The following is an 18,986-nucleotide window of genomic DNA, read 5'->3' as shown; positions in this document are numbered from 1 at the left end:
GGCGGTTAAAAACGGGGCAGGTTGGCGAACGGCAGGCGCCCCGCCGTTACATGCATCTTGCCGAATTCGGCGCAGCGGTTCAAGGTGGGTATCGCCTTGTCCGGATTGAGCAAGGCGTGCGGGTCGAAGGCGCGCTTGACGGCAAAGAAGGCATCGAGTTCGGCGCGCGTAAATTGCACGCACATGGAATTGATCTTTTCCATGCCCACGCCATGCTCGCCCGTGATGGTGCCGCCCACGGCCACGCACAGGGCCAGGATGTCCGCGCCAAACGCTTCGGCGCGCTCGAATTCGCCGGGCTTGTTGGCGTCAAACAGGATCAGGGGATGCAGATTGCCATCGCCCGCGTGGAACACGTTGGCGCAGCGCAAGCCATGCGTCGTTTCCATGCCAGCGATACCTGTCAGCACTTGCGCCAGTTTTTTTCTCGGGATGGTGCCGTCCATGCAGTAGTAATCGGGCGAGATGCGCCCGGCGGCAGGAAAGGCATTCTTGCGGCCGGACCAGAATTTCATGCGCTCCGCTTCCGACTGCGAGACGGCGATGGCGCTGGCGCCCGCCCCTTCCAGCACGGCCGTCATGCGGGCGATTTCCTCTTCCACTTCCTCGTGCGTGCCGTCCGCCTCGCACAGCAAAATGGCGGCCGCGTCGATGTCGTAGCCAGCCTTGACGAACGGTTCGACCATGCGCGAAGACGTCTGGTCCATCATTTCCAGCCCGGCCGGGATGATGCCGGCGGCGATCACGTTGGCCACGGCATTGCCGCCCGTGACGACGTCGCCGAACGACGCCATGATGACACGCGCCGTGGCAGGTTTCGGTATCAGCTTGACCGTCACTTCGGTGACGATGCCCAGCATGCCTTCGGAACCGATGAAGACGGCCAGCAGGTCGAGGCCCGGAGAGTCCAGGCATTCGCCGCCCAGTTCCAGCACCTCGCCGTCAATCGTAACGACACGCACGCGCAGCACATTGTGCACGGTCAGTCCGTATTTCAGGCAATGCACGCCGCCCGAGTTTTCCGCCACGTTGCCGCCGATGCTGCAGGCGATCTGCGACGAGGGGTCGGGCGCGTAATACAACGCGTAGGGCGCCGCCGCTTCGGAAATGGCCAGGTTGCGCACGCCCGGCTGCACCACGGCCGTGCGCGCATACGCATCGAGGCGCACGATGCGGTTCAGGCGCGCCGTCGACAGCACCACGCCATCGGCGATCGGCAAGGCGCCGCCCGACAGGCCCGTGCCGGCGCCGCGCGGCACGATAGGCACGCCCAGTTCGCGGCAAACGCCGAGGATGGCGATGACCTGTTCTTCGGTGTCCGGCAGCGTCACCACCATCGGCAGCTGGCGGTAGGCGGCCAGGCCATCGCATTCATACGGGCGCGTATCTTCCGCGTCGGACAACACGCAGCGGGGCGGCAGCACGGCCAGCAGGGCCGCGACGACGGCTTGCTGGCGCGCGGCGGTCAAGCCAGGTTCAGGGGCAGCATTGAGCATAAGATGGGAGACAAAAGTGCATGGGCGTGCAACGATTGTAAGCACAAAAGTGGCGCACGCCGCATTTTTTGTCCGTTTTACAGGCAAATCTGCGGCCAGGCAGCGCGCAGTGTCGTATGCTGCCCCCATTCTTCTTTGACAGGATCAGCATCATGGGTAACCGACTTTCGAAAATCGCCACGCGCACGGGCGACAATGGCAGCACCGGCCTGGGCGACGGCAGCCGCACCAGCAAGGACAGCGCGCGCATCCACGCCATGGGCGACGTGGACGAACTCAATTCCAATCTCGGCTTGCTGCTGTGCGAAGCCATGCCCGACGCCTTGCGCGAGGAACTGGTGACCATCCAGCACGACCTGTTCGACCTGGGAGGAGAAATCTGCATTCCCGGCTACCAGCTGATCAAGGAAGAGCACGTGCTGCGCCTCGATGCGCTGCTGGCGAAATACAATGCGGACTTGCCCGCCCTCTCTGAATTCATCCTGCCGGCCGGCTCGCGCGCCGCCTCGCTGGCGCATGTGTGCCGCACCGTGTGCCGCCGCGCCGAGCGCAGCATCGTCACGCTGGCCAATGCGGAAACCCTGCACGAGCATCCGCGCCAATACGTGAACCGCCTGTCGGACCTGCTGTTCGTGCTGTCGCGCGTGCTCAACCGCTTTGCCGGCGGCAGCGACGTGCTGTGGCGGCATGACCGCACGCGGGGATAAGCCGCCTATGCCGGCCTGGCCGGAGTCCTGGCCAGCCGGCAAACTTTATTGAATGCTAGTCTTGAGCGCAGCGGTCGTAGCACATCTGATGAATCTTGGTGCAGGCGCCTGGCGCGGTCGGGTGTTTAATCATGCACTGTTCCAGATTGTCATCGCATTGCGAATAGCATTCCGACCCGCCGCCAGCGATCGCATACGAGGCGCTGACACCCATGGCAAACAAAAAGAAACCCAGTTTTTTAAACATAAGCACTCCTGTTGAATTGACAGACGATGGGCAACATCCATGGCGCGCCGTCTCTTACGCGCCATCCGGTAATCAGATTTTCTTCAGCGCCGCTTCCAGCGCGCCCGTATTGAACCCCTGGATCTTGCGGTTGCCGATCAGCACCACGGGCACGCCGCCACCGCCGAGTTCCTCATGGGCTTTTTTTGCTGCCGGGGATTTCTCGATATCGAGATCGACGAATTCGATCTTGTTTTCCTTGAAGTACGCGCGCGTCTTGGCGCAATAACCGCACCAGTCCGTGCCGTACAACACCACCTTCGCCTGGGCATTCGGGAAATACGCGGCGTAATTTCCTTCCGTGTAAGTCGATTTGAATAAACCAGGCAGCAAGGACAGGCCATAACCGCTGCCCAGTCCAGCGACCAGGATCAAGCCATACATGGCGATAGTCTTCATTTTTTTCTGCATCATAGGTAGTATCAGAGGCGTGGAGGATCGAAGTCGGCCGACGTAGCTTGCGCTTTCCAGCAGCTCCTGCAGAATAGGCGCGCTGACACCGACGGCGAACAGGAAAAGTGCAATCTTTTTCATTCACGACTCTCCATGTCAGCTATTGCCCCCGGCAAGCCAGGCAATCGCGTCAGATCAGTCGTAAAAAAATCCATATAGGGTTCGTCATTGCTTGCTACAAAACCCAATATAGACCGCACTTATTTTAGAGTCAACATTTCCTTTCAATAATTTTCCAGTATGGAAAATATCGTGGGAAAGCCCTTTAAATGTGGACTTTGGAGAGATTGGGAGACGCCAAACGTCTATACAATATTGGCGCCGCAAGCAGAGCGAATGGCTGACACACCGAAAAAAAACGCGACAGCGCGAGGAAGTTAGCGCGTGCCGCTCTGCATCGCCAGCACATGCTCGCGCAGCAAGCCGCGCAGCAGTTGCACCTGGGCCACGGCATCGGCTTGCAGCGGCGTCAGGCGGTCGGCAACGCAGGGACCAGGCGCGCAGACATCGGCCTCTCCGCGCAGCAAGGCATCGATTTCCCCGCTGACGGCGGCAATCCAGCGTTGCAATTCGGGCGCCGCCGGCTCGGCCTGGGGACTTAAACTGATGCGCGCCGTGCTGCCCGCCACGCGGCGCAGCAGCGGCAAGGTACGCAGCGCCGCCAGGCCCACGCCGCTACTGCGGTCCAGGCGGCGCTCGATGCGCAAGCGTTGCAGCACCTGTTCCGCGTTATTGCTGGCCAAACCCGCCTCGCGGCGCAGGCGCGCGATGGCGCTATCCCACTTCCCGCCTGCCGCCAGCACGGCCAGCAGGTATTTCAGGTTGGCCGACACGGCCCTGGCCAGGCGCTGGTCCAGGTCGTCCGCCTCGCGGTCGGGCCACAGGAAAAACGTGGCCAGCAAGGCCAGCACGCAACCGAGCACATTGTTGCCCAGGCGGCTCATCGCATACACCATCTCGCTGGCCGGCGCCGCATAATCGGCCACCAGCACGAAGGCCGGCGTCATGAACAGCACGTGCAGGCTGTAGCTGACACGGCGCAAGGCCATGGTGGCGACAATCAGCGGAAACACTACCAGCGAGATCGCCAGGGGGGTGTGCACGGCCAGGCCGATCAGCACGGCCAGCATGGCACCCAGCACGCTGCCCGCGACCCGTTCGATGCCGCGTGGCCAGGTGGTCGACACGGATGGCTGCAGTATCAACAAGGTGGCCATGGTGGCCCAGTAGCCGAATGGAATATGCAAGGCCTCGACCAGCAGGAAGCCGGCCGTCGTCGCCAGCGACACGCGCGCCGCATGGCGCCAGCTCAGCGACTGCGGCGTGGCGTTGACTTTTGCCGTTTGCCACGCCTGCCCCAGCGCCAGGAAAGCCGCCTCGCGCCACGGCAGCTGCGCCGCGCGCGGCAAGCCCAGTTCCATGAAGTCCACGTTCAGGCGCAGCGGCAGCAGGGCGCCCAGCGCCGCTTCCAGGCGCCGTCCGCAGGCAGCCAGGCGGCGCTGCAATTCCAGGGGCGGCGTTTCCGGCCGGCGCTGCACGGCTTGCCCCAGGCGGCGCAGCAGCACGGCCATCACTTCCAGGCTGCGCCGTGCGCGCGGGTCCTGGCGCAAACGCTGCTGCTCGCGCTCGCAGCTATGCGTGACGGCGATCAGATAGGCGAAGATGCGCTCGGCGTCGCTGAGCGCCAGCAGCAGGTTGTCGTACAGGGCGCTGCGACCCGCACGCGCGGGCGGCACGGCGGCCAGCGCCACGCGCGCCGCCTCCAGTGCGGCGCGCGCCTGCGAACGGTAGCTGGCGCCATGCGCGGCCGCCTCCGGCAGCATCGGGTCCTGCGCCAGGAAGCGCGCATTGTCGCGCGCGATGCCGGCCAGGCGCGAATACGCGGCGCGGATGGCGCGCCTGCTGGGGCCGAACGGGTGGATGCGCCAGACAGTAAAACTGAGCACGGTAGCAAACAGGCAGCCAAACATGTACAGGCCCAGGAAAGGCGCCGTCTGCGTCATCGATGCCAGCGGATGCGTGACCATCACCACGCAGGCCGTGGCCGCCAGGATGGCCACTTGCGCCGTGGCCGCGCCCCAGATGCGCGCCAGCGCGCCGGCCCAGGAAAAGAGCAGCACGGCGATGGCGGCCGCCACCACCCCATGCCCGGCCGCCAGCGCCGTCAGGCCACCGGCCACGGTGGACAGCAAGCCGAAGCCCAGCATCGAGACGAAGCGCATGCGCCGCGTGCCGGCCGCATCGGCCAGGCAAGTCCAGAAGGCACCGATGGCGGCCCAGGAAAAATCGGGGTGGTCGAACAGCAATCCCAAGAGCAGCATGGCGCTCGAGGCGCAGGCGGCTCGCAGGCCCTCGGACAGATTCGTCTCGTCGATGGCCAGGCTGACCATCCACAGGGGACGGCGCTGCGACAGGGTGTCGGTATAGGCGTGCATGCCCGTCAGCCAGCGACCGGCCAGTGCACGTGTACGGCGGTGAAGTTTCCTGAAATGCAAGATGGACTTTGAGAGGGTATCAAAGCGTCATCGTAGCATTCCCCAGTGAAAAAATGTTGCAGTGCAGCGTAAGAGGAGTACAGGCGAAGCGGCACCGCAGTGCCGCTTTTATCTTGCTTGAGCGCCTTAGCTGACCATCGCCAGGCGCGGACCGGCCGCCGGGAAGCGCTGCTCGATCGAGGCGGCGATGCCGGTGGCGTCCAGGCCCACGCTTTTCAGCAATTGCACGGGGTCGCCATGGTCGATGAAGACGTCTGGCAAGCCCAGCATCAAAATCGGCTTGACGATGCCCTCAGCCGCCAGGGCTTCGGCCACGGCCGAACCGGCGCCGCCCATGATGCAGCCCTCTTCCACCGCCACCAGGTAATCATGCTCAGCGGCAAGCTGTTTCACCAGCGCCACGTCGAGTGGCTTGACGAAACGCATGTTCGCCACCGTCGCATCGAGCTTCTCGCCTGCCGCGACACTCGGCGCCACCATGGAACCGAAGGCCATAATGGCGATGCGCTTGCCTTGGCGCTTGAGCTCGCCCTTGCCAATTTCAATGCTGGTCAGTTCCGGCACGATGGCCACACCGGCGCCGGCGCCGCGCGGATAGCGGATGGCCGCCGGCCCCGGATAGTGGTAACCGGTCGTCAGCATTTGCCGGCATTCGTTTTCGTCGGACGCGGCCATGATGACCATGTTAGGAATGCAGCGCAAGAACGCCATGTCGTAGTTGCCCGCATGCGTGGCGCCGTCGGCGCCCACCAGACCGGCGCGGTCCAGCGCGAACGTCACATCCAGGTTTTGCAGGGCTACGTCGTGGATCAACTGGTCGTAGGCGCGTTGCAAAAAGGTGGAATAGATGGCCACGACGGGTTTCAAGCCTTCGCAAGCCAGGCCAGCGGCGAAGGTGACCGAATGCTGCTCGGCAATGCCGACGTCAAAGTAGCGGTTGGGGAATTGCTGTTCGAACTTGACCATGCCCGAGCCTTCGCGCATGGCCGGCGTGATGCCCACCAGGCGCTTGTCCTGCGCCGCCATGTCGCACAGCCAGGTGCCGAACACTTCCGTGTACGTCATCTTGGCCGGCGCCGTGGCCGGCTTGATGCCCTCGGCCGGATTGAACTTGCCCGTGCCGTGGTACAAAATCGGTTCCGCTTCGGCCAGCTTGTAGCCTTGTCCCTTCTTGGTGACCACGTGCAGGAATTGCGGGCCCTTCAACTGCTTGATATTTTGCAGGGTCGGGATCAGCGAATCGAGGTCGTGACCGTCGATCGGGCCAATGTAATTGAAACCGAATTCCTCGAACATGGTGGCGGGCACGACCATGCCCTTGGCGTGCTCTTCAAAGCGTTTCGCCAATTCCAGCACGGGGCCGGGCAAGACGGACTTGCCGACATTTTTTGCCGCCGCATAGAACTGGCCCGACATCAAGCGCGCCAGGTGGCGGTTCAACGCGCCCACGGGCGGCGAGATCGACATGTCGTTGTCGTTCAAGATCACCAACAGGTTGACGTCTTCCTGCACGCCCGCATTATTCATCGCCTCGAAAGCCATGCCGGCCGTCATCGAACCGTCGCCGATCACGGCGATCGCGTGCAGCGGGTCGCCCTTGATCTTGGCGGCCTGCGCCATGCCCAGCGCTGCGGAAATAGACGTCGACGAATGCGCCGTGCCGAAGGTGTCGTATTCGCTTTCGTCGCGCTTGGGGAAGCCGGAAATGCCATCCTTCTGGCGCAGGGTATGCATGCGCTCGCGGCGGCCTGTGAGTATCTTGTGTGTATAGGTCTGGTGGCCCACGTCCCAGACGATGCGGTCGTGCGGCGTATTGAACACGTAATGCAGCGCAACGGTCAGCTCGACCGTGCCCAGGTTGGACGACAGATGGCCGCCCGTCTTGGAAACGGAATCGAGCAGGAAGCTGCGCAATTCCTGGGCCAGCGGCACCAGTTGCGAGCGTGCCAGCTTGCGCACTTGCGCGGGTTCATTGATAGTTTCTAACAGTTTCATTTATGCCTTCCGCTGCACGACCAGGTCCGCCAGCTCGCGCAAACGGCGTGCCTTGTCCCCGAATGGCGCCAGCGCCGCATGGGCGTCGCACCGCAATTGTTCTGCCAGGGCTCTCGATGGCTCCAGCCCCAGTATCGATACGTAAGTGGGCTTGTTGGCCGCCGCATCCTTGCCTGCCGTCTTGCCCAGGGTAGCCGAATCGGCCGTCGCGTCGAGCACGTCGTCGACCACCTGGAACGCCAGCCCGACGGCGCGCGCATACGCGTTCAGCGCCGTCATCTCGTCCGGCGTCAAATCCTTGCCCGCCAGCGCGCCAAGGATCACGGCCGCGCGCAGCAAGGCCCCCGTTTTCAACTGATGCATCTGTTCCAGCTGCGGCAGGCTCAAGGCCAGGCCCACACTGTCGAGGTCGATCGCCTGGCCGCCGCACATGCCTGCCGAGCCAGACGCGTGCGCCAGCAACCTGAGCATGGTCATCTGCCGCGCCGGCGGAATCGCCGCGCCATCGGCCAGCAGCATGAACGCCTGCGATTGCAACGCGTCGCCCACCAGCAGCGCCGTCGCTTCATCGTAGGCGATGTGCACGGTAGGCTTGCCACGGCGCAAGGCATCGTCATCCATGCAAGGCATGTCGTCATGCACCAGCGAATACACGTGAATCATTTCCAGCGCGCAAGCGGCGCGCGCCAGGGTATCTTGATCGGCATCAAACAGTTCACCGGCCGCCATCGCCAGCAGCGGGCGCACGCGCTTGCCGCCGCCCAGCAGCGCATAGCGCATGGCCGCGTGCAGCTTGTGCGGCACCGTATCTGCCGCAGGTAAAAACTGGTCGAGCCGGCCTTCCACGCCGGACTGGGTGGCTTGCATCCAGTCGCCGAAGGTCACGCCGTCCTGTTGCGCACTGACCATCATTGCACAGCCTCGCCGGCATCCACGAACGGTTTCAACATGTCGCCTTCGAGTACTTTCACCTGCGCTTCGACGCTGTCGAGCTGGCTTGCGCAATATTTGACCAGTTCCGAGCCGCGCTGATACGCCGCGACCGATGCTTCCAGCGGCAACTGGCCCGCTTCCATTTGCGTTACCAGCTGCGCCAGTTCCGCCATTGCCTCTTCAAACGAGGCCGGCGCTGCGGCAGCGGCAGTTAATTTCTTCGACATAGACTCAGATCTCTTCGTGGCACGAGGGGTATGTAGGGAGACGCCGGGGACTCCCGGCCAGCATAGAAGCGTTATTTTAGAACAAACCTCACTATTAAGTGAAAACTAAAGCGCAATCGCTGTGTACAAAGGGGAAGACCTTGCCAGTTTGGCAGTGGATTTTAGCGCAATCGCTCCCATCGGTCGGAAATGAAACGGCAAATGACAATGTTTCTCATTAAAGTAAGCTATTTGCCGGAGGGTTTGGCAATGCCGAGGCCGATACGCGCTATAATCGCCGGTTCTGTCCGAAATACCGTTTCAACAAAATTTGAATTCAGGTCTTTGCGGATTCTTTCTCTCTGTAGCGGTTGCCCAGGCAATGGCCTGGGGCACTGCTGACCGTTGTACATTTATGGGGGGTTGGGATGTCCGATCTGGCTACTCACGCCAAGCTGGCGCGTTCAAACGCGCAACTTCCGGTCCACGTCTATTTTGACGAAACGCTGTTGCAGCGTGAAATGCAGCAATTGTTCCAAGCCGGCCCGCGCTATGTCGGGCATGCGCTGATGGTGCCGGAAACCGGCGATTTTGCGACCCTGGCGTCTGAGAACGAAGGGCGCATGCTCGTGCGCAACGCCAATGGCATCGAAGTGCTGTCCAATGTGTGCCGCCACCGGCAGGCGCTGATGTTCAATGGCCGCGGCAATGCGAACCATATCGTCTGCCCGCTGCACCGCTGGACCTACGACCTCAAGGGAGAACTGATCGGCGCGCCGCATTTCCCCGAAACGCCGTGCCTGAACCTGTCGAAAACGCCGCTGCAAAGCTGGAATGGCTTGCTGTTCGAGCAAAATGGCTACAACGTGATGGAAAAATTGAAAGATTTGTCCGTCTCGAAAGACCTCGATTTTTCCGGCTATATGTTCGACCACGTGGAAATCCACGAGTGCGACTACAACTGGAAGACCTTCATCGAAGTCTACCTCGAGGATTATCACGTGGAACCGTTCCACCCGGGCCTGGGCAGCTTTGTCAGCTGCGACGACCTGCGCTGGGAATTCGGCAAGGATTACAGCGTGCAAACGGTGGGCGTACACCGCGGCTTGCAACAGGCCGGTTCGCCCGCCTATAAAAAATGGCAGGAGCAGGTGCTGCAATTCCGTGGCGGCGAAGCGCCGCCGTATGGCGCTATCTGGCTGACCCTGTATCCGAACATCATGGTCGAATGGTATCCGCACGTGCTGGTCGTCTCGACCCTGTGGCCCGATGGTCCGCAAAAGACGCGCAACGTGGTCGAGTTTTATTACCCAGAGGAAATTGTGTTGTTCGAACGCGACTTCGTCGAGGCCGAACGGGCTGCTTACATGGAAACCTGCGTCGAGGACGATGAAATCGCCCAGCGCATGGATGCCGGCCGCAAAGTCCTGATGGCGCGCGGCGTGAACGAAGTGGGTCCTTACCAATCGCCGATGGAAGATGGCATGCAGCACTTTCACGAGTGGTACCGTAACAATATCGAACTGTAATCAGTAGAAGGGCCGCATTGCGCGGCCCTTTTTTTATCCCCGCGTTTTTCAGGAATCAAATGCAATCTCTATGGATGCTGTTTGCCAGCTTTATGTTCGCCATCATGGGCGTGTGCGTGAAACTGGCGTCGGATATGTATTCGACCTCCGAAATCGTCATGTACCGCGGCATCATCGGCATGACCGTCATGAGCTGCACGATTTTGTACCAGGGCGGCAGTTTTAAAACCACGATGCCGGGCCAGCATCTGTGGCGCGGCGTGGTGGGGGTGATCGCCCTGTGGCTGTGGTTTTATGCCATCGCCATCCTGCCGCTGGCCACGGCCATGACGCTCAATTACATGGCGCCCATCTGGATTGCCGTGATTTTACTGGCGGGCGGCTGGTGGAAAGCGACGCAGCAAGTCGAATGGCCGCTGGTCGCTGCCATTGCCATGAGCTTTGTCGGCGTGACCCTGCTGCTGCAACCCGTGTTCGAGACGGACCAGGTGGGCGGCGCCATCACAGCCTTGATTTCCGGCATGCTGTCGGCCCTCGCCTACTTGCAGGTGCGCAAGCTGGGCTTGCTGGGCGAACCCGAATACCGGGTCGTGTTTTATTTCTCGGTCGTCAATTTTCTCGCCGGCGTGATCGGCCACGTGGCCAGCGCCGGCGGCGGCCCCGTCGTCTGGCACGCGCACACGAGCGGCTACGGCATCGGCTTGCTGGCCGCCATCGGCCTGTGCGCCACCATGGCGCAGATGGCCATGACGCGCGCCTATCGCCTGGGCAAGACCCTCGTGGTTGCCAATCTGCAATACACGGGCATCGTCTTTTCCAGCTTCTGGGGCGTGGTGATCTTCGGCGACCTGTTCGACTGGCACGGCTGGGCCGGCATTGGCATCATCCTTGCCTCCGGCATCGCGGCAACCTATTACAATACCCGCAACACGGCCCGTGGCGCGGCGATAGCGCGCACGGATCCTATCGCCAGCGAAGTGTAAAGGAGCGTTCCTGATGTACACCACCTTGATCCAGCCCAGCGAACTGGCCAGCCATCTGAATGACAGCCACTGGGTCATCCTCGATTGCCGTCACGACTTGCTCAACCCTACCGCCGGCAGCGACGCCTTTGCCGCCGGCCATATCCAGAACGCGCAGTTCGCCGATATCGACACGGCCCTGTCCGGCCCGAAGACGGCACGCGGGCCCCAATTTACCGGACGCCATCCCCTGCCAGAACGCAATGTCCTGCTGGCCACCCTGCGCGGCTGGGGCATCAATGACGACACGCAAGTGGTCGCCTATGACGGCCAGGGCGGCATGTTCGCCGCGCGCCTGTGGTGGTTGCTGCGCTGGGTTGGCCATCCGGCCGTTGCCGTGCTCGACGGCGGCCTGGCTGCGTGGCAGGCGCAAGGCTTGCCGCTGGTCACGCCAGTTGCCCCCCGCCCTGCCGGCACGCTCACGGAAAAAACCAGCCTGACGCGCACGGTCAGCGTGCAGGACGTCGTTGGCAACCTGGAAACGCAAGCGTTGACCGTCATCGACGCGCGCGCCCCCGACCGTTATCGCGGTGAAAACGAAACCATCGACCCCGTGGGCGGCCATATCCCGGGCGCGAAAAACCGCTTCTTCAAGGATAATTTGCAGGCGGACGGCCGCTTCAAGAGCGCGGAAGCATTGCGACGCGATTTCGGCGCGCTGTTTGATGCACCGCAAGCGGCCGTCATGCAATGCGGCTCCGGCGTGACGGCTTGCCACAACTTGCTGGCACTGGAAGTGGCAGCCTTGCCTGGCGCGGCCCTGTACCCGGGCTCGTGGAGCGAGTGGTGCGCCGATCCGGCGCGGCCGGTAGCGACGGGCAACTAAAATAGTGGCGGACCATCCGGTCCGCCACTTTCTTGCCAGTGGATAACTACGACGTTATCCCCAGCGCTTGATTCAGCCGTTCCAGCTCAGCCCGCCACGCCTGCTGGCTGGCCGGCTTCTGGTGGCGCGGCTTTCTCGCCAGGTCTTCTGCCAGCAACTGTTCCAGTTCGCACAAGCGTTCCAGCTGAACATCAACGTCGGTTTGCGCCGGCGCAAGCGCAGCCGTTTCGACGCGCGCCAGCGGCGTCTGCCTATCTTCCGCGCTCAGCCGTGCATACGCGCTGGCCGCATCCGGCCACTCTTCCAGCCGGCCATCTGCCACCACCCAAAAACGGTTGCAGGCCGTCTCGATCAGGTCGCGGTCGTGCGACACCAGCAGGCAGCCCCCGTCAAAGCCGCGCAGGGCTTGCCCCAGTTCCTCCTTGCCCTGCATATCCAGGTGGTTGCCGGGCTCGTCCAACAGCAACAGGTGATAGCTTGCCAGCGACAGCCCCAGGAACAGCAGCCGCGCCCGCTCGCCGCCGCTCAGGGTGGCCACCGTCTGCCCATGGCGCACATATGGGAAACCGGCCGAGATCAAGGCTTGCTTGCGCGCCACCTGGCTGCGCGCAGCCTCGTTCTGCACGGCAAACGGGTACAGGGCGTCGGACAAATCGGCCTCGTCGGCCAGCTGCCTGAGCGACTGGTCGTAATAGCCGATATTGGCGGCGCGGTGGTAGCGCAAGTCGCTGCGCTCATCTTGCGCCTGTATCGCTTGCCAGCACAGGCGCAGCAGGGACGATTTGCCACTGCCGTTGGCGCCCAGCAAGGCGACCCGCTCGCCCGGTTTCAGCCACAGCTGATCGACCCGGAACAGCAGCGGGGAAGCGGGCACGGCGCGCACATCGAGCCCATCGAGCGCCAGCAACTGGTCGGCCGCCAGCGCCTTGCCGCGCAAGCTCAGACGCCAGGGCGCGCCATCGCTGACGAACGATTGCGCATCCTTCAACTTGTCGATGCGCCGCTGCATGGTCTTCGCCTTGCGCGCCAGGTCTTCGTTGTCATAGGTGCGGCCCCACAGGGCCAGGCGGGCACTGCTGGCAGACAGGCGGTCGATTTCCTTCTGTTCGGCCGCATGCCTGGCGACAGCGGCAATGTCGGCCTCGGCCAGCGCCGCCAATGCCGGGCCGCAGGGCAGATCGAAATCGTACAGGCGGCTATCGCGCAAGATCCAGCTACGCGTGGCCACGTTGTCGAGCAGGCGCTGGTCATGCGAGACGAGGATGAAGGCGCCGCGCCATCTCAACAGGAATTGCTCCAGCCACAGCAGCGATGGCAAGTCCAGATGATTGCTCGGTTCGTCCAGCAGCAGTACGTTCGGTTCCTGCAGCAGGGCGCGTCCCAGCAGTAGCCGCGTGTGCTGGCCACCGGACAGCGAATGCACGGGCACTTGCGCCGTATCGAGGTCGAAACCCAGTTCTGCCAGCAGGCTGTCGACCCGCCAATGCAGTTCGGGCTGTTCCAGCACGGGCGCCAGCAAGGCCTCATACAGGCTGAGGTTGGCCAGTTCGGCCGGCAAGTGCTGCTCCACGTGCTGCAAGCGGCAGGCACGGGCAACATGGATGATGCCGGACGTGGCTTCCCGTGTGCCGCTGAGCAGGCCCAGCAAGGTGGATTTGCCGCAGCCATTGTGGCCGATCAGGCCGATGCGGTCGCCCTGGCGCAAGGTAAAGGCGAGTTCGTTGAAGAGGAAACCGTCGTGGGTATCGAGCTGTAAAGCTTGGGTAGAGATAAGGGTAGTCATGGCTCTTGTCTTTGTTCGGGATGCAAGCATCCGCGTTAACAGGAGCGCTAACGAAAACCGTGAGCCGAGAAAGGACTCTAGAGAAAAACTCTATTGAGGAGGGTGGCTTTGCTCTGGCCAGGTTATCGCAGCGCGATAGAACGTGGGCAAGAGCTGGCAAATGCACTTAAAGAGCGTGCGCGCCACAAAGCGAGCAACAAGTTGTCTTCCATTATATTTTCCTCCTTTCTGTTCAAATTAGTCAAAAAGGCAATATAGCATAGCTAGCACTGCGCCGGCAAAACGGCGCCTCAAGCGCCGTGGCGCTTGTGCGTCAGGAACAGCACGATGCACACGCCCAGTCCGATGAGCAGCACTTGCGGAATGGTTTCGCGCATAGTGGAGCGGCGCTGCATCTGCGGCATCAGGTCGGACAGGGCGATGTAGATGAAGCCGGACGAGGCGAACACCAGCACATAAGGAATCAGGTTGCTGGCGCGATCCAGGGTGAAATAGCCAAGCAAGCCGCCGGCCACCGCCATCAGACTGCACAGCAGATTGAAAATATACGCGCGCAGGCGCGAAAAACCGGCATTGAGCAGCACGATGAAGTCGCCGATTTCCTGCGGGATTTCATGCGCGATGATGGCCAGGCCCGTCACCAGACCCAGTTTCGGGTCGGCCAGGAAGGCGGCGGCGATCAGGATGCCGTCCGTAAAATTGTGCATGCCGTCGCCCACTAAAATCATCCAGCCGGCCTTGCCTGCCTCATGCTTGTCGTGGCCGTGCGCGTGGTGGTGGCCGTCGCCTTCGTGGTGGTGCGAATGGCGCAGGATGGCGAATTTTTCCAGCATGAAAAAGGCCAGCAAACCCGCCAGCAGGGTGGCGAACAGGCTGCGCGGGTCGGCTTGCGATTCGAACGCTTCGGGCAAGGCGTGCAGCAGGGAGGTCGACAGCATGATGCCGACCGACAAGCTGACCATGCGCTCGACCACCTTGGACAAGAATGCAAACGAAAAGATCGCCGCCGCAGTAATGCTGAACACGCCCGCGATCGTGGTCGCGAGCAAAATGGATATAAGGACGGGATCGATGATTTTCTTACCTCAAAATGGCGCCGGGTCACTGGCGCCCGCGATGCTGGCGTCTGGCCTGATGAATGCGTTGTTATCTATTGTTTAATTTTTTGCGCGTTTGGCGGCAGCGTAGCGCGATGAAGATGCAATTGTACTGCATTGGCGATGCGCCGGGCATTTTACAGCCCGCTGCGCCTCTCGCGTCAACTTCTGGAAAATACGGTATTTTTCTGGCGCGGCATCACGCCACGCCGTGGCTCTTGAACCAGGCCAGGCAGCGCGCATAGCCGTCTTTCGCATCGGCCGCCACATAACTGGGGCGGTAATCGGCGTTGAAGGCGTGGCCCGCATCGGGGTAGACGACAAATTCCGACTTGTTGCCGCCCTTGGCCAGTGCGCCTTTCATTTTGCCGATCGATTCCTGCGTGATGCCCGTATCCTTGCCGCCATATAGGCCCAGCACGGGGACCTTCAAGGTGGCGGCGATATCGATGGGGTTGCTCGGCTGCAAAGGGTTCGCTTCGCCAACCAGGCGGCCATACCAGGCCACGCCCGCCCTGACGGCAGGATTGTGCGCCGCGTACAGCCAGGTGATGCGGCCGCCCCAGCAAAAGCCCGTGATGCCCAGGCGGCGCGTGTCGGCGCCATTCTGTTTCGCCCACGCAACGACAGCATCGAGGTCCGCCATCACTTGCGCGTCCGGCGTCTTGGCGATGATGCCTTTCATGAGTTCGGGAATGCTGGCCACCTTGGTCGGGTCACCCTGGCGTACGAACAGATCGGGCGCCAGCGCCAGATAGCCCTGCTTGGCGAAGCGGCGCGCCATGTCGGCGATGTGCTCGTGCACGCCAAAGATTTCGGAAATGACCAAGACCACGGGCAAGCCCGTCCTGCCTTCCGGCTGGGCCGCATACACGGGCACGGCCTGGCCATCGACCATGACGGAAACGGTGGCCGTGACGAGCCCGGCGGAATCGGTCTTGATGACGTCTTGCGCCGCCACGGGCAGCACGGCCACGGCAAAGCCCGTCCCCAGCGCCACCTTCAGGAAACCACGCCGGCCATCCGGCCCGGACAAGCTGCTCTGGCCCAGCAAACTTTCACAATCGGTGATCATGTCGCTCATGCGTTTCTCCTGAAAATGTTGCGTTTATAGATTAGTGCGCTTCGTCCCAATTTTTACCGATACCCACCTCGGCCGTCAGCGGTACTTTCAGCGCGGCCACGCCGGCCATCAGTTCCGGCAGCTTGCGCTTGACCAATTCAAGCTCGGCGTCGGGCACTTCCAGCACCAGTTCATCGTGCACCTGCATGATCATCTTCGTCTGCAAGCCATCCGTTTCCAGCCAGCCTTGCACGGCGATCATGGCCAGCTTGATCAGGTCGGCGGCCGTGCCTTGCATCGGTGCGTTGATCGCCGCCCGTTCCGCGCCCTGGCGGCGCGGGCCGTTCGGCGAATTAATTTCCGGCAGCCACAAACGGCGGCCGAACACGGTTTCCACGTAGCCACGTGCCTTGGCTTGCTGGCGCGTATCTTCCATGTACTGTTTCACGCCAGAAAAACGCGCAAAGTAACGGTCGATATAACTTTGCGCGGCCGTGCGGTCCACGCCCAGGTTACCGGCCAGGCCGAAGGCGCTCATGCCGTAAATCAAACCGAAGTTGATGACCTTGGCGTAGCGGCGCTGTTCGCTTTGCACTTCCCCGGCCGGCACACCGAAGATTTCGGCCGCCGTGGCGCGGTGAATGTCGATGCCGTCGGCAAACGCCCGCAGCATGGCTTCATCGCCCGAGATATGCGCCATGATGCGCAATTCGATCTGCGAATAGTCGGCCGAGACGATGTGGCTGCCCGGCGGCGCAATAAAGGCTTCGCGGATGCGCCGCCCTTCCGCGCTGCGGATGGGAATATTCTGCAAGTTCGGGTCGTTCGACGCCAAGCGCCCCGTCACGGCCACGGCTTGCGCATAGTTCGTGTGCACGCGGCCCGTGTTGACGTTGATCATCTTCGGCAACTTGTCCGTGTAGGTCGATTTCAGCTTGGCCATGCCACGGTATTCGAGCAGCACTTTGGGCAGCGGATAATCCTCGGCCAGCTTTTGCAGCACTTCTTCATCCGTCGAGGGCGCGCCCGTCGGCGTTTTCTTCACCACCGGCAGCTTCAACTTTTCAAAGAAGATTTCGCCGATCTGCTTGGGCGAGCCCAGATTGAACGGCTGCTCGGCTAGTTCATACGCTTTCTTTTCCAGCTCCAGAATCTTCACGGCCAGCTCGGCCGACTGGATATTGAGCAATGCGTCATCGATCAGCACGCCGTTGCGCTCGATCTTTTGCAAGACCACGGCCGTCGGCAACTCGATCTTTTCATAAATGAAGGTCAGCTTGTCATCGTTCGCCACATTGCCCCACATGGCATTGTGCAAGCGCAAGGTCACGTCCGCATCCTCGGCCGCATATTTCGCCGCCTGCTCCACTTCCACTTGATTGAAGGTGATCTGCTTGGCGCCCTTGCCGCACACATCCTCGAAGGGGATCGTCGTGTAATTCAGGTGGCGCAGGGCCAGGCTGTCCATGTCGTGCTTCTTGTGCGATTCGAACACATACGATTCGAGCAGGGTATCGTGGGCGATGCCGCGCAACGTCACGCCATGGTTGGCGAAGATGTGGCTGTCATATTTCAGGTTCTGCCCCAGCTTGGGCTTGCTGGCGTCTTCCAGCCACGGGCGCAATTTGGCCAGCACATGTTCGCGCGTCAATTGCTCGGGCGCACCTGCGTAATCGTGGGCCAGCGGGATGTAGCAGGCGGCGTGTTCGGCGACCGACAGGGAAATGCCGACCATCTGCGCCGTCATCGGTTCCAGCGACGTGGTTTCCGTATCGACGGCCGTCAAGGGCGCCGCATCGATCAGGGCCAGCCATGTATCGAGCTGCTCGTCCGTCAGCACGGTTTCATACACGGCTTCCACCTTAGGCGCGGCATCGGCAAACATGTCGCCCGTGGTATTGGTGGCGGCGCCACCGGCTGCCGCCGCCGGCCCGACAGGCGACATCGGCGGCGGCGTGGCGCCCAGTTCGCGCAGCAAGGCCTTGAAGCCATAGCGGTTGAAGAAGGCCAGCAGCGCTTCCTTGTCTTCGTGTTTCGCCACCAGCGAGTCGGCGATCGTCGTCATGTGGCCAGACAGATCGCAATCGGTCTTGACTGTGATCAGGGCGCGCGCCTGCGGCAGCCATGGCAAGGCCGTGCGCAGGTTCTCACCCACGGCGCCGCCCACCTGGGCCGCGTTTTGCATGACGCCTTCCAGACTGTCGTACAAGGTCAGCCACTTGACGGCCGTCTTCGGGCCGCATTTCGATACCCCCGGTACGTTGTCGACCGTATCGCCAATCAGCGACAGATAATCGATGATGCGGTTCGGCGGTACGCCGAACTTGGCCAGCACGGCCGCTTCGTCGAGCTTTTCATTGCTCATGGTGTTGATCAGGGTCACCTGGCTGTTGACCAGTTGCGCCAGATCCTTGTCGCCCGTCGACACCACCACGTTCATGCCGGCGCCGGCCGCCTGCACGGCCAGGGTGCCGATCACGTCATCGGCTTCCACGCCGTCGACCATCAAGATAGGCCAGCCCATGGCGCGCACGGCTTCGTGTATCGGTTCGATCTGCAGGCGCAGGTCGTCCGGCATCGAGGCGCGCGTGGCCTTGTACTCGGGATACATGTCATCGCGGAAAGTTTTACCTTTGGCATCGAACACGCAGGCGATATAGGCGGCCGGGTAATCGGCGCGCAGGCGGCGCAGCATGTTGACCATGCCGTGCATGGCGCCCGTGGGATAGCCGTCCGGACTGCGCAGGTCGGGCAGCGCATGGAAAGCACGATAGAGGTAACTGGAACCGTCGACTAACAGCAGGGTGTTTTGCATAATGCCAATAAAATAAGGTGAGCCGCGCCAGCCCTGGGAGCGGCGGGCGGGTGGAATATCGCCCAATTATCGCAGAGTTTCAGCCCGCGCCACCGGGGACGCGGCCACCGTTTTTTGCGCAGTTTGGCACGGCTGGCACCCCGCCTGGCCGCCTGGCTGACGGCCATGGCCCACTTCCGCGCATTTAATCAGCCGTATCAAGCAGCATTGCCTACCAGTTTGTTACAATGCCTTATAGATAAATTGACGGCATTACCCCACTGCATACGCTGCAGCCCAC

The 18,986-nt window shown here is 62.1% G+C and carries 15 protein-coding genes and 2 pseudogenes; 5 read left to right on the top strand and 12 right to left on the bottom strand.

Annotation, left to right across the window (positions count from 1 at the left end; genetic code table 11):
• Nucleotides 1–5: 5 nt before the first annotated feature.
• Complete coding sequence (locus K0F85_RS13490) at nt 6–1,496, bottom strand: FAD-linked oxidase C-terminal domain-containing protein (protein ID WP_219116519.1); 1,491 nt, start codon at nt 1,494–1,496, stop codon at nt 6–8.
• Between the two features lie 152 nt (nt 1,497–1,648).
• On the opposite strand from K0F85_RS13490, the gene K0F85_RS13485 reads away from it, so the two are divergent.
• Nucleotides 1,649–2,203, top strand: a complete 555-nt coding sequence (locus tag K0F85_RS13485) for a cob(I)yrinic acid a,c-diamide adenosyltransferase (protein ID WP_219116518.1) — start codon at nt 1,649–1,651, stop codon at nt 2,201–2,203.
• A gap of 55 nt (nt 2,204–2,258) precedes the next feature.
• Here K0F85_RS13485 and K0F85_RS13480 read toward each other — a convergent pair whose 3' ends face one another.
• The 6 genes from K0F85_RS13480 to K0F85_RS13455 all read right to left on the bottom strand — a co-directional run bounded on the left by K0F85_RS13480 (nt 2,259) and on the right by K0F85_RS13455 (nt 8,592).
• Nucleotides 2,259–2,450: a hypothetical protein gene (locus tag K0F85_RS13480; RefSeq protein WP_102120096.1), complete on the bottom strand. Its 192-nt coding sequence runs from the start codon at nt 2,448–2,450 to the stop codon at nt 2,259–2,261.
• 72 nt (nt 2,451–2,522) lie between these two features.
• Nucleotides 2,523–2,888: a glutaredoxin family protein gene (locus K0F85_RS13475; protein ID WP_257572756.1), complete on the bottom strand. Its 366-nt coding sequence runs from the start codon at nt 2,886–2,888 to the stop codon at nt 2,523–2,525.
• Between the two features lie 431 nt (nt 2,889–3,319).
• On the bottom strand, nt 3,320–5,377 hold the full coding sequence (locus K0F85_RS13470; protein ID WP_219116517.1) for an FUSC family protein: 2,058 nt from the start codon (nt 5,375–5,377) through the stop codon (nt 3,320–3,322).
• Nucleotides 5,378–5,563: 186 nt separating this feature from the next.
• The gene (gene dxs / locus K0F85_RS13465; RefSeq protein ID WP_219116516.1) at nt 5,564–7,432 is read right to left on the bottom strand and encodes a 1-deoxy-D-xylulose-5-phosphate synthase; all 1,869 of its coding nucleotides are present in this window, start codon (nt 7,430–7,432) and stop codon (nt 5,564–5,566) included.
• Nucleotides 7,433–8,344 carry a polyprenyl synthetase family protein gene (locus tag K0F85_RS13460; RefSeq protein WP_257572753.1) on the bottom strand — a complete coding sequence of 304 codons (912 nt, stop codon included), beginning with the start codon at nt 8,342–8,344 and terminating at the stop codon, nt 7,433–7,435.
• Nucleotides 8,341–8,592, bottom strand: coding sequence for an exodeoxyribonuclease VII small subunit (locus K0F85_RS13455; RefSeq protein ID WP_219116515.1), 252 nt, complete (start codon nt 8,590–8,592; stop codon nt 8,341–8,343). The genes K0F85_RS13460 and K0F85_RS13455 overlap by 4 nt, the downstream gene beginning before the upstream one ends.
• Before the next feature lie 407 nt (nt 8,593–8,999).
• Here K0F85_RS13455 and K0F85_RS13450 point away from each other — a divergent pair, with 407 nt between their 5' ends.
• Nucleotides 9,000–10,100, top strand: coding sequence for an aromatic ring-hydroxylating dioxygenase subunit alpha (locus tag K0F85_RS13450; protein WP_219116514.1), 1,101 nt, complete (start codon nt 9,000–9,002; stop codon nt 10,098–10,100).
• A 59-nt stretch (nt 10,101–10,159) separates the two neighbouring features.
• Nucleotides 10,160–10,552, top strand: a pseudogene (locus K0F85_RS29220) (EamA family transporter); the annotation flags it as partial.
• Here K0F85_RS29220 and K0F85_RS29215 read toward each other — a convergent pair.
• Nucleotides 10,504–10,623: pseudogene (locus K0F85_RS29215) on the bottom strand (hypothetical protein); the annotation flags it as partial. The pseudogenes K0F85_RS29220 and K0F85_RS29215 overlap by 49 nt on opposite strands.
• 473 nt (nt 10,624–11,096) lie before the next feature.
• Between K0F85_RS29215 and K0F85_RS13440 the strand changes: the two are divergent.
• Entirely contained in the window at nt 11,097–11,948 is an 852-nt protein-coding gene (locus tag K0F85_RS13440; protein WP_219116512.1) for a sulfurtransferase, read from the top strand.
• A gap of 46 nt (nt 11,949–11,994) precedes the next feature.
• On the opposite strand, the gene K0F85_RS13435 is transcribed toward K0F85_RS13440, so the two are convergent.
• Nucleotides 11,995–13,731, bottom strand: coding sequence for an ABC-F family ATP-binding cassette domain-containing protein (locus K0F85_RS13435; RefSeq protein WP_219116511.1), 1,737 nt, complete (start codon nt 13,729–13,731; stop codon nt 11,995–11,997).
• A gap of 290 nt (nt 13,732–14,021) precedes the next feature.
• A complete protein-coding gene (locus K0F85_RS13430; RefSeq protein WP_306984581.1) occupies nt 14,022–14,756 on the bottom strand; it encodes a ZIP family metal transporter in 735 nt (244 codons plus the stop codon).
• Between K0F85_RS13430 and K0F85_RS28765 the strand changes: the two genes are divergently transcribed.
• Nucleotides 14,668–14,892, top strand: a complete 225-nt coding sequence (locus K0F85_RS28765) for a hypothetical protein (RefSeq protein WP_257572773.1) — start codon at nt 14,668–14,670, stop codon at nt 14,890–14,892. The two genes, K0F85_RS13430 and K0F85_RS28765, sit on opposite strands and share 89 nt — an antisense overlap.
• A 135-nt stretch (nt 14,893–15,027) precedes the next feature.
• Here the strand turns inward: K0F85_RS28765 and K0F85_RS13425 are convergent, their stop codons facing one another.
• On the bottom strand, nt 15,028–15,912 hold the full coding sequence (locus K0F85_RS13425; RefSeq protein ID WP_219116509.1) for a dienelactone hydrolase family protein: 885 nt from the start codon (nt 15,910–15,912) through the stop codon (nt 15,028–15,030).
• 31 nt (nt 15,913–15,943) lie between these two features.
• Nucleotides 15,944–18,706, bottom strand: a complete 2,763-nt coding sequence (gene polA, locus K0F85_RS13420) for a DNA polymerase I (RefSeq protein ID WP_219116508.1) — start codon at nt 18,704–18,706, stop codon at nt 15,944–15,946.
• Nucleotides 18,707–18,986 lie beyond the last annotated feature (280 nt).

Source organism: Janthinobacterium sp. UMAB-56 (assembly GCF_900095265.1).
Lineage (GTDB): Bacteria > Pseudomonadota > Gammaproteobacteria > Burkholderiales > Burkholderiaceae_D > Janthinobacterium.
This window is presented reverse-complemented; position numbering and strand designations above follow the sequence as displayed.

Coding starts and splice junctions, on each gene's coding strand:
- K0F85_RS13490 (WP_219116519.1), bottom strand. CDS start 1,496: ATGCTCAATGCTGCCCCTGAACCTGGCTTGACCGCCGCGCGCCAGCAA.
- K0F85_RS13485 (WP_219116518.1), top strand. CDS start 1,649: ATGGGTAACCGACTTTCGAAAATCGCCACGCGCACGGGCGACAATGGC.
- K0F85_RS13480 (WP_102120096.1), bottom strand. CDS start 2,450: ATGTTTAAAAAACTGGGTTTCTTTTTGTTTGCCATGGGTGTCAGCGCC.
- K0F85_RS13475 (WP_257572756.1), bottom strand. CDS start 2,888: ATGAAGACTATCGCCATGTATGGCTTGATCCTGGTCGCTGGACTGGGC.
- K0F85_RS13470 (WP_219116517.1), bottom strand. CDS start 5,377: ATGCACGCCTATACCGACACCCTGTCGCAGCGCCGTCCCCTGTGGATG.
- dxs (WP_219116516.1), bottom strand. CDS start 7,432: ATGAAACTGTTAGAAACTATCAATGAACCCGCGCAAGTGCGCAAGCTG.
- K0F85_RS13460 (WP_257572753.1), bottom strand. CDS start 8,344: ATGATGGTCAGTGCGCAACAGGACGGCGTGACCTTCGGCGACTGGATG.
- K0F85_RS13455 (WP_219116515.1), bottom strand. CDS start 8,592: ATGTCGAAGAAATTAACTGCCGCTGCCGCAGCGCCGGCCTCGTTTGAA.
- K0F85_RS13450 (WP_219116514.1), top strand. CDS start 9,000: ATGTCCGATCTGGCTACTCACGCCAAGCTGGCGCGTTCAAACGCGCAA.
- K0F85_RS13440 (WP_219116512.1), top strand. CDS start 11,097: ATGTACACCACCTTGATCCAGCCCAGCGAACTGGCCAGCCATCTGAAT.
- K0F85_RS13435 (WP_219116511.1), bottom strand. CDS start 13,731: ATGACTACCCTTATCTCTACCCAAGCTTTACAGCTCGATACCCACGAC.
- K0F85_RS28765 (WP_257572773.1), top strand. CDS start 14,668: ATGATGCCGACCGACAAGCTGACCATGCGCTCGACCACCTTGGACAAG.
- K0F85_RS13425 (WP_219116509.1), bottom strand. CDS start 15,912: ATGAGCGACATGATCACCGATTGTGAAAGTTTGCTGGGCCAGAGCAGC.
- polA (WP_219116508.1), bottom strand. CDS start 18,706: ATGCAAAACACCCTGCTGTTAGTCGACGGTTCCAGTTACCTCTATCGT.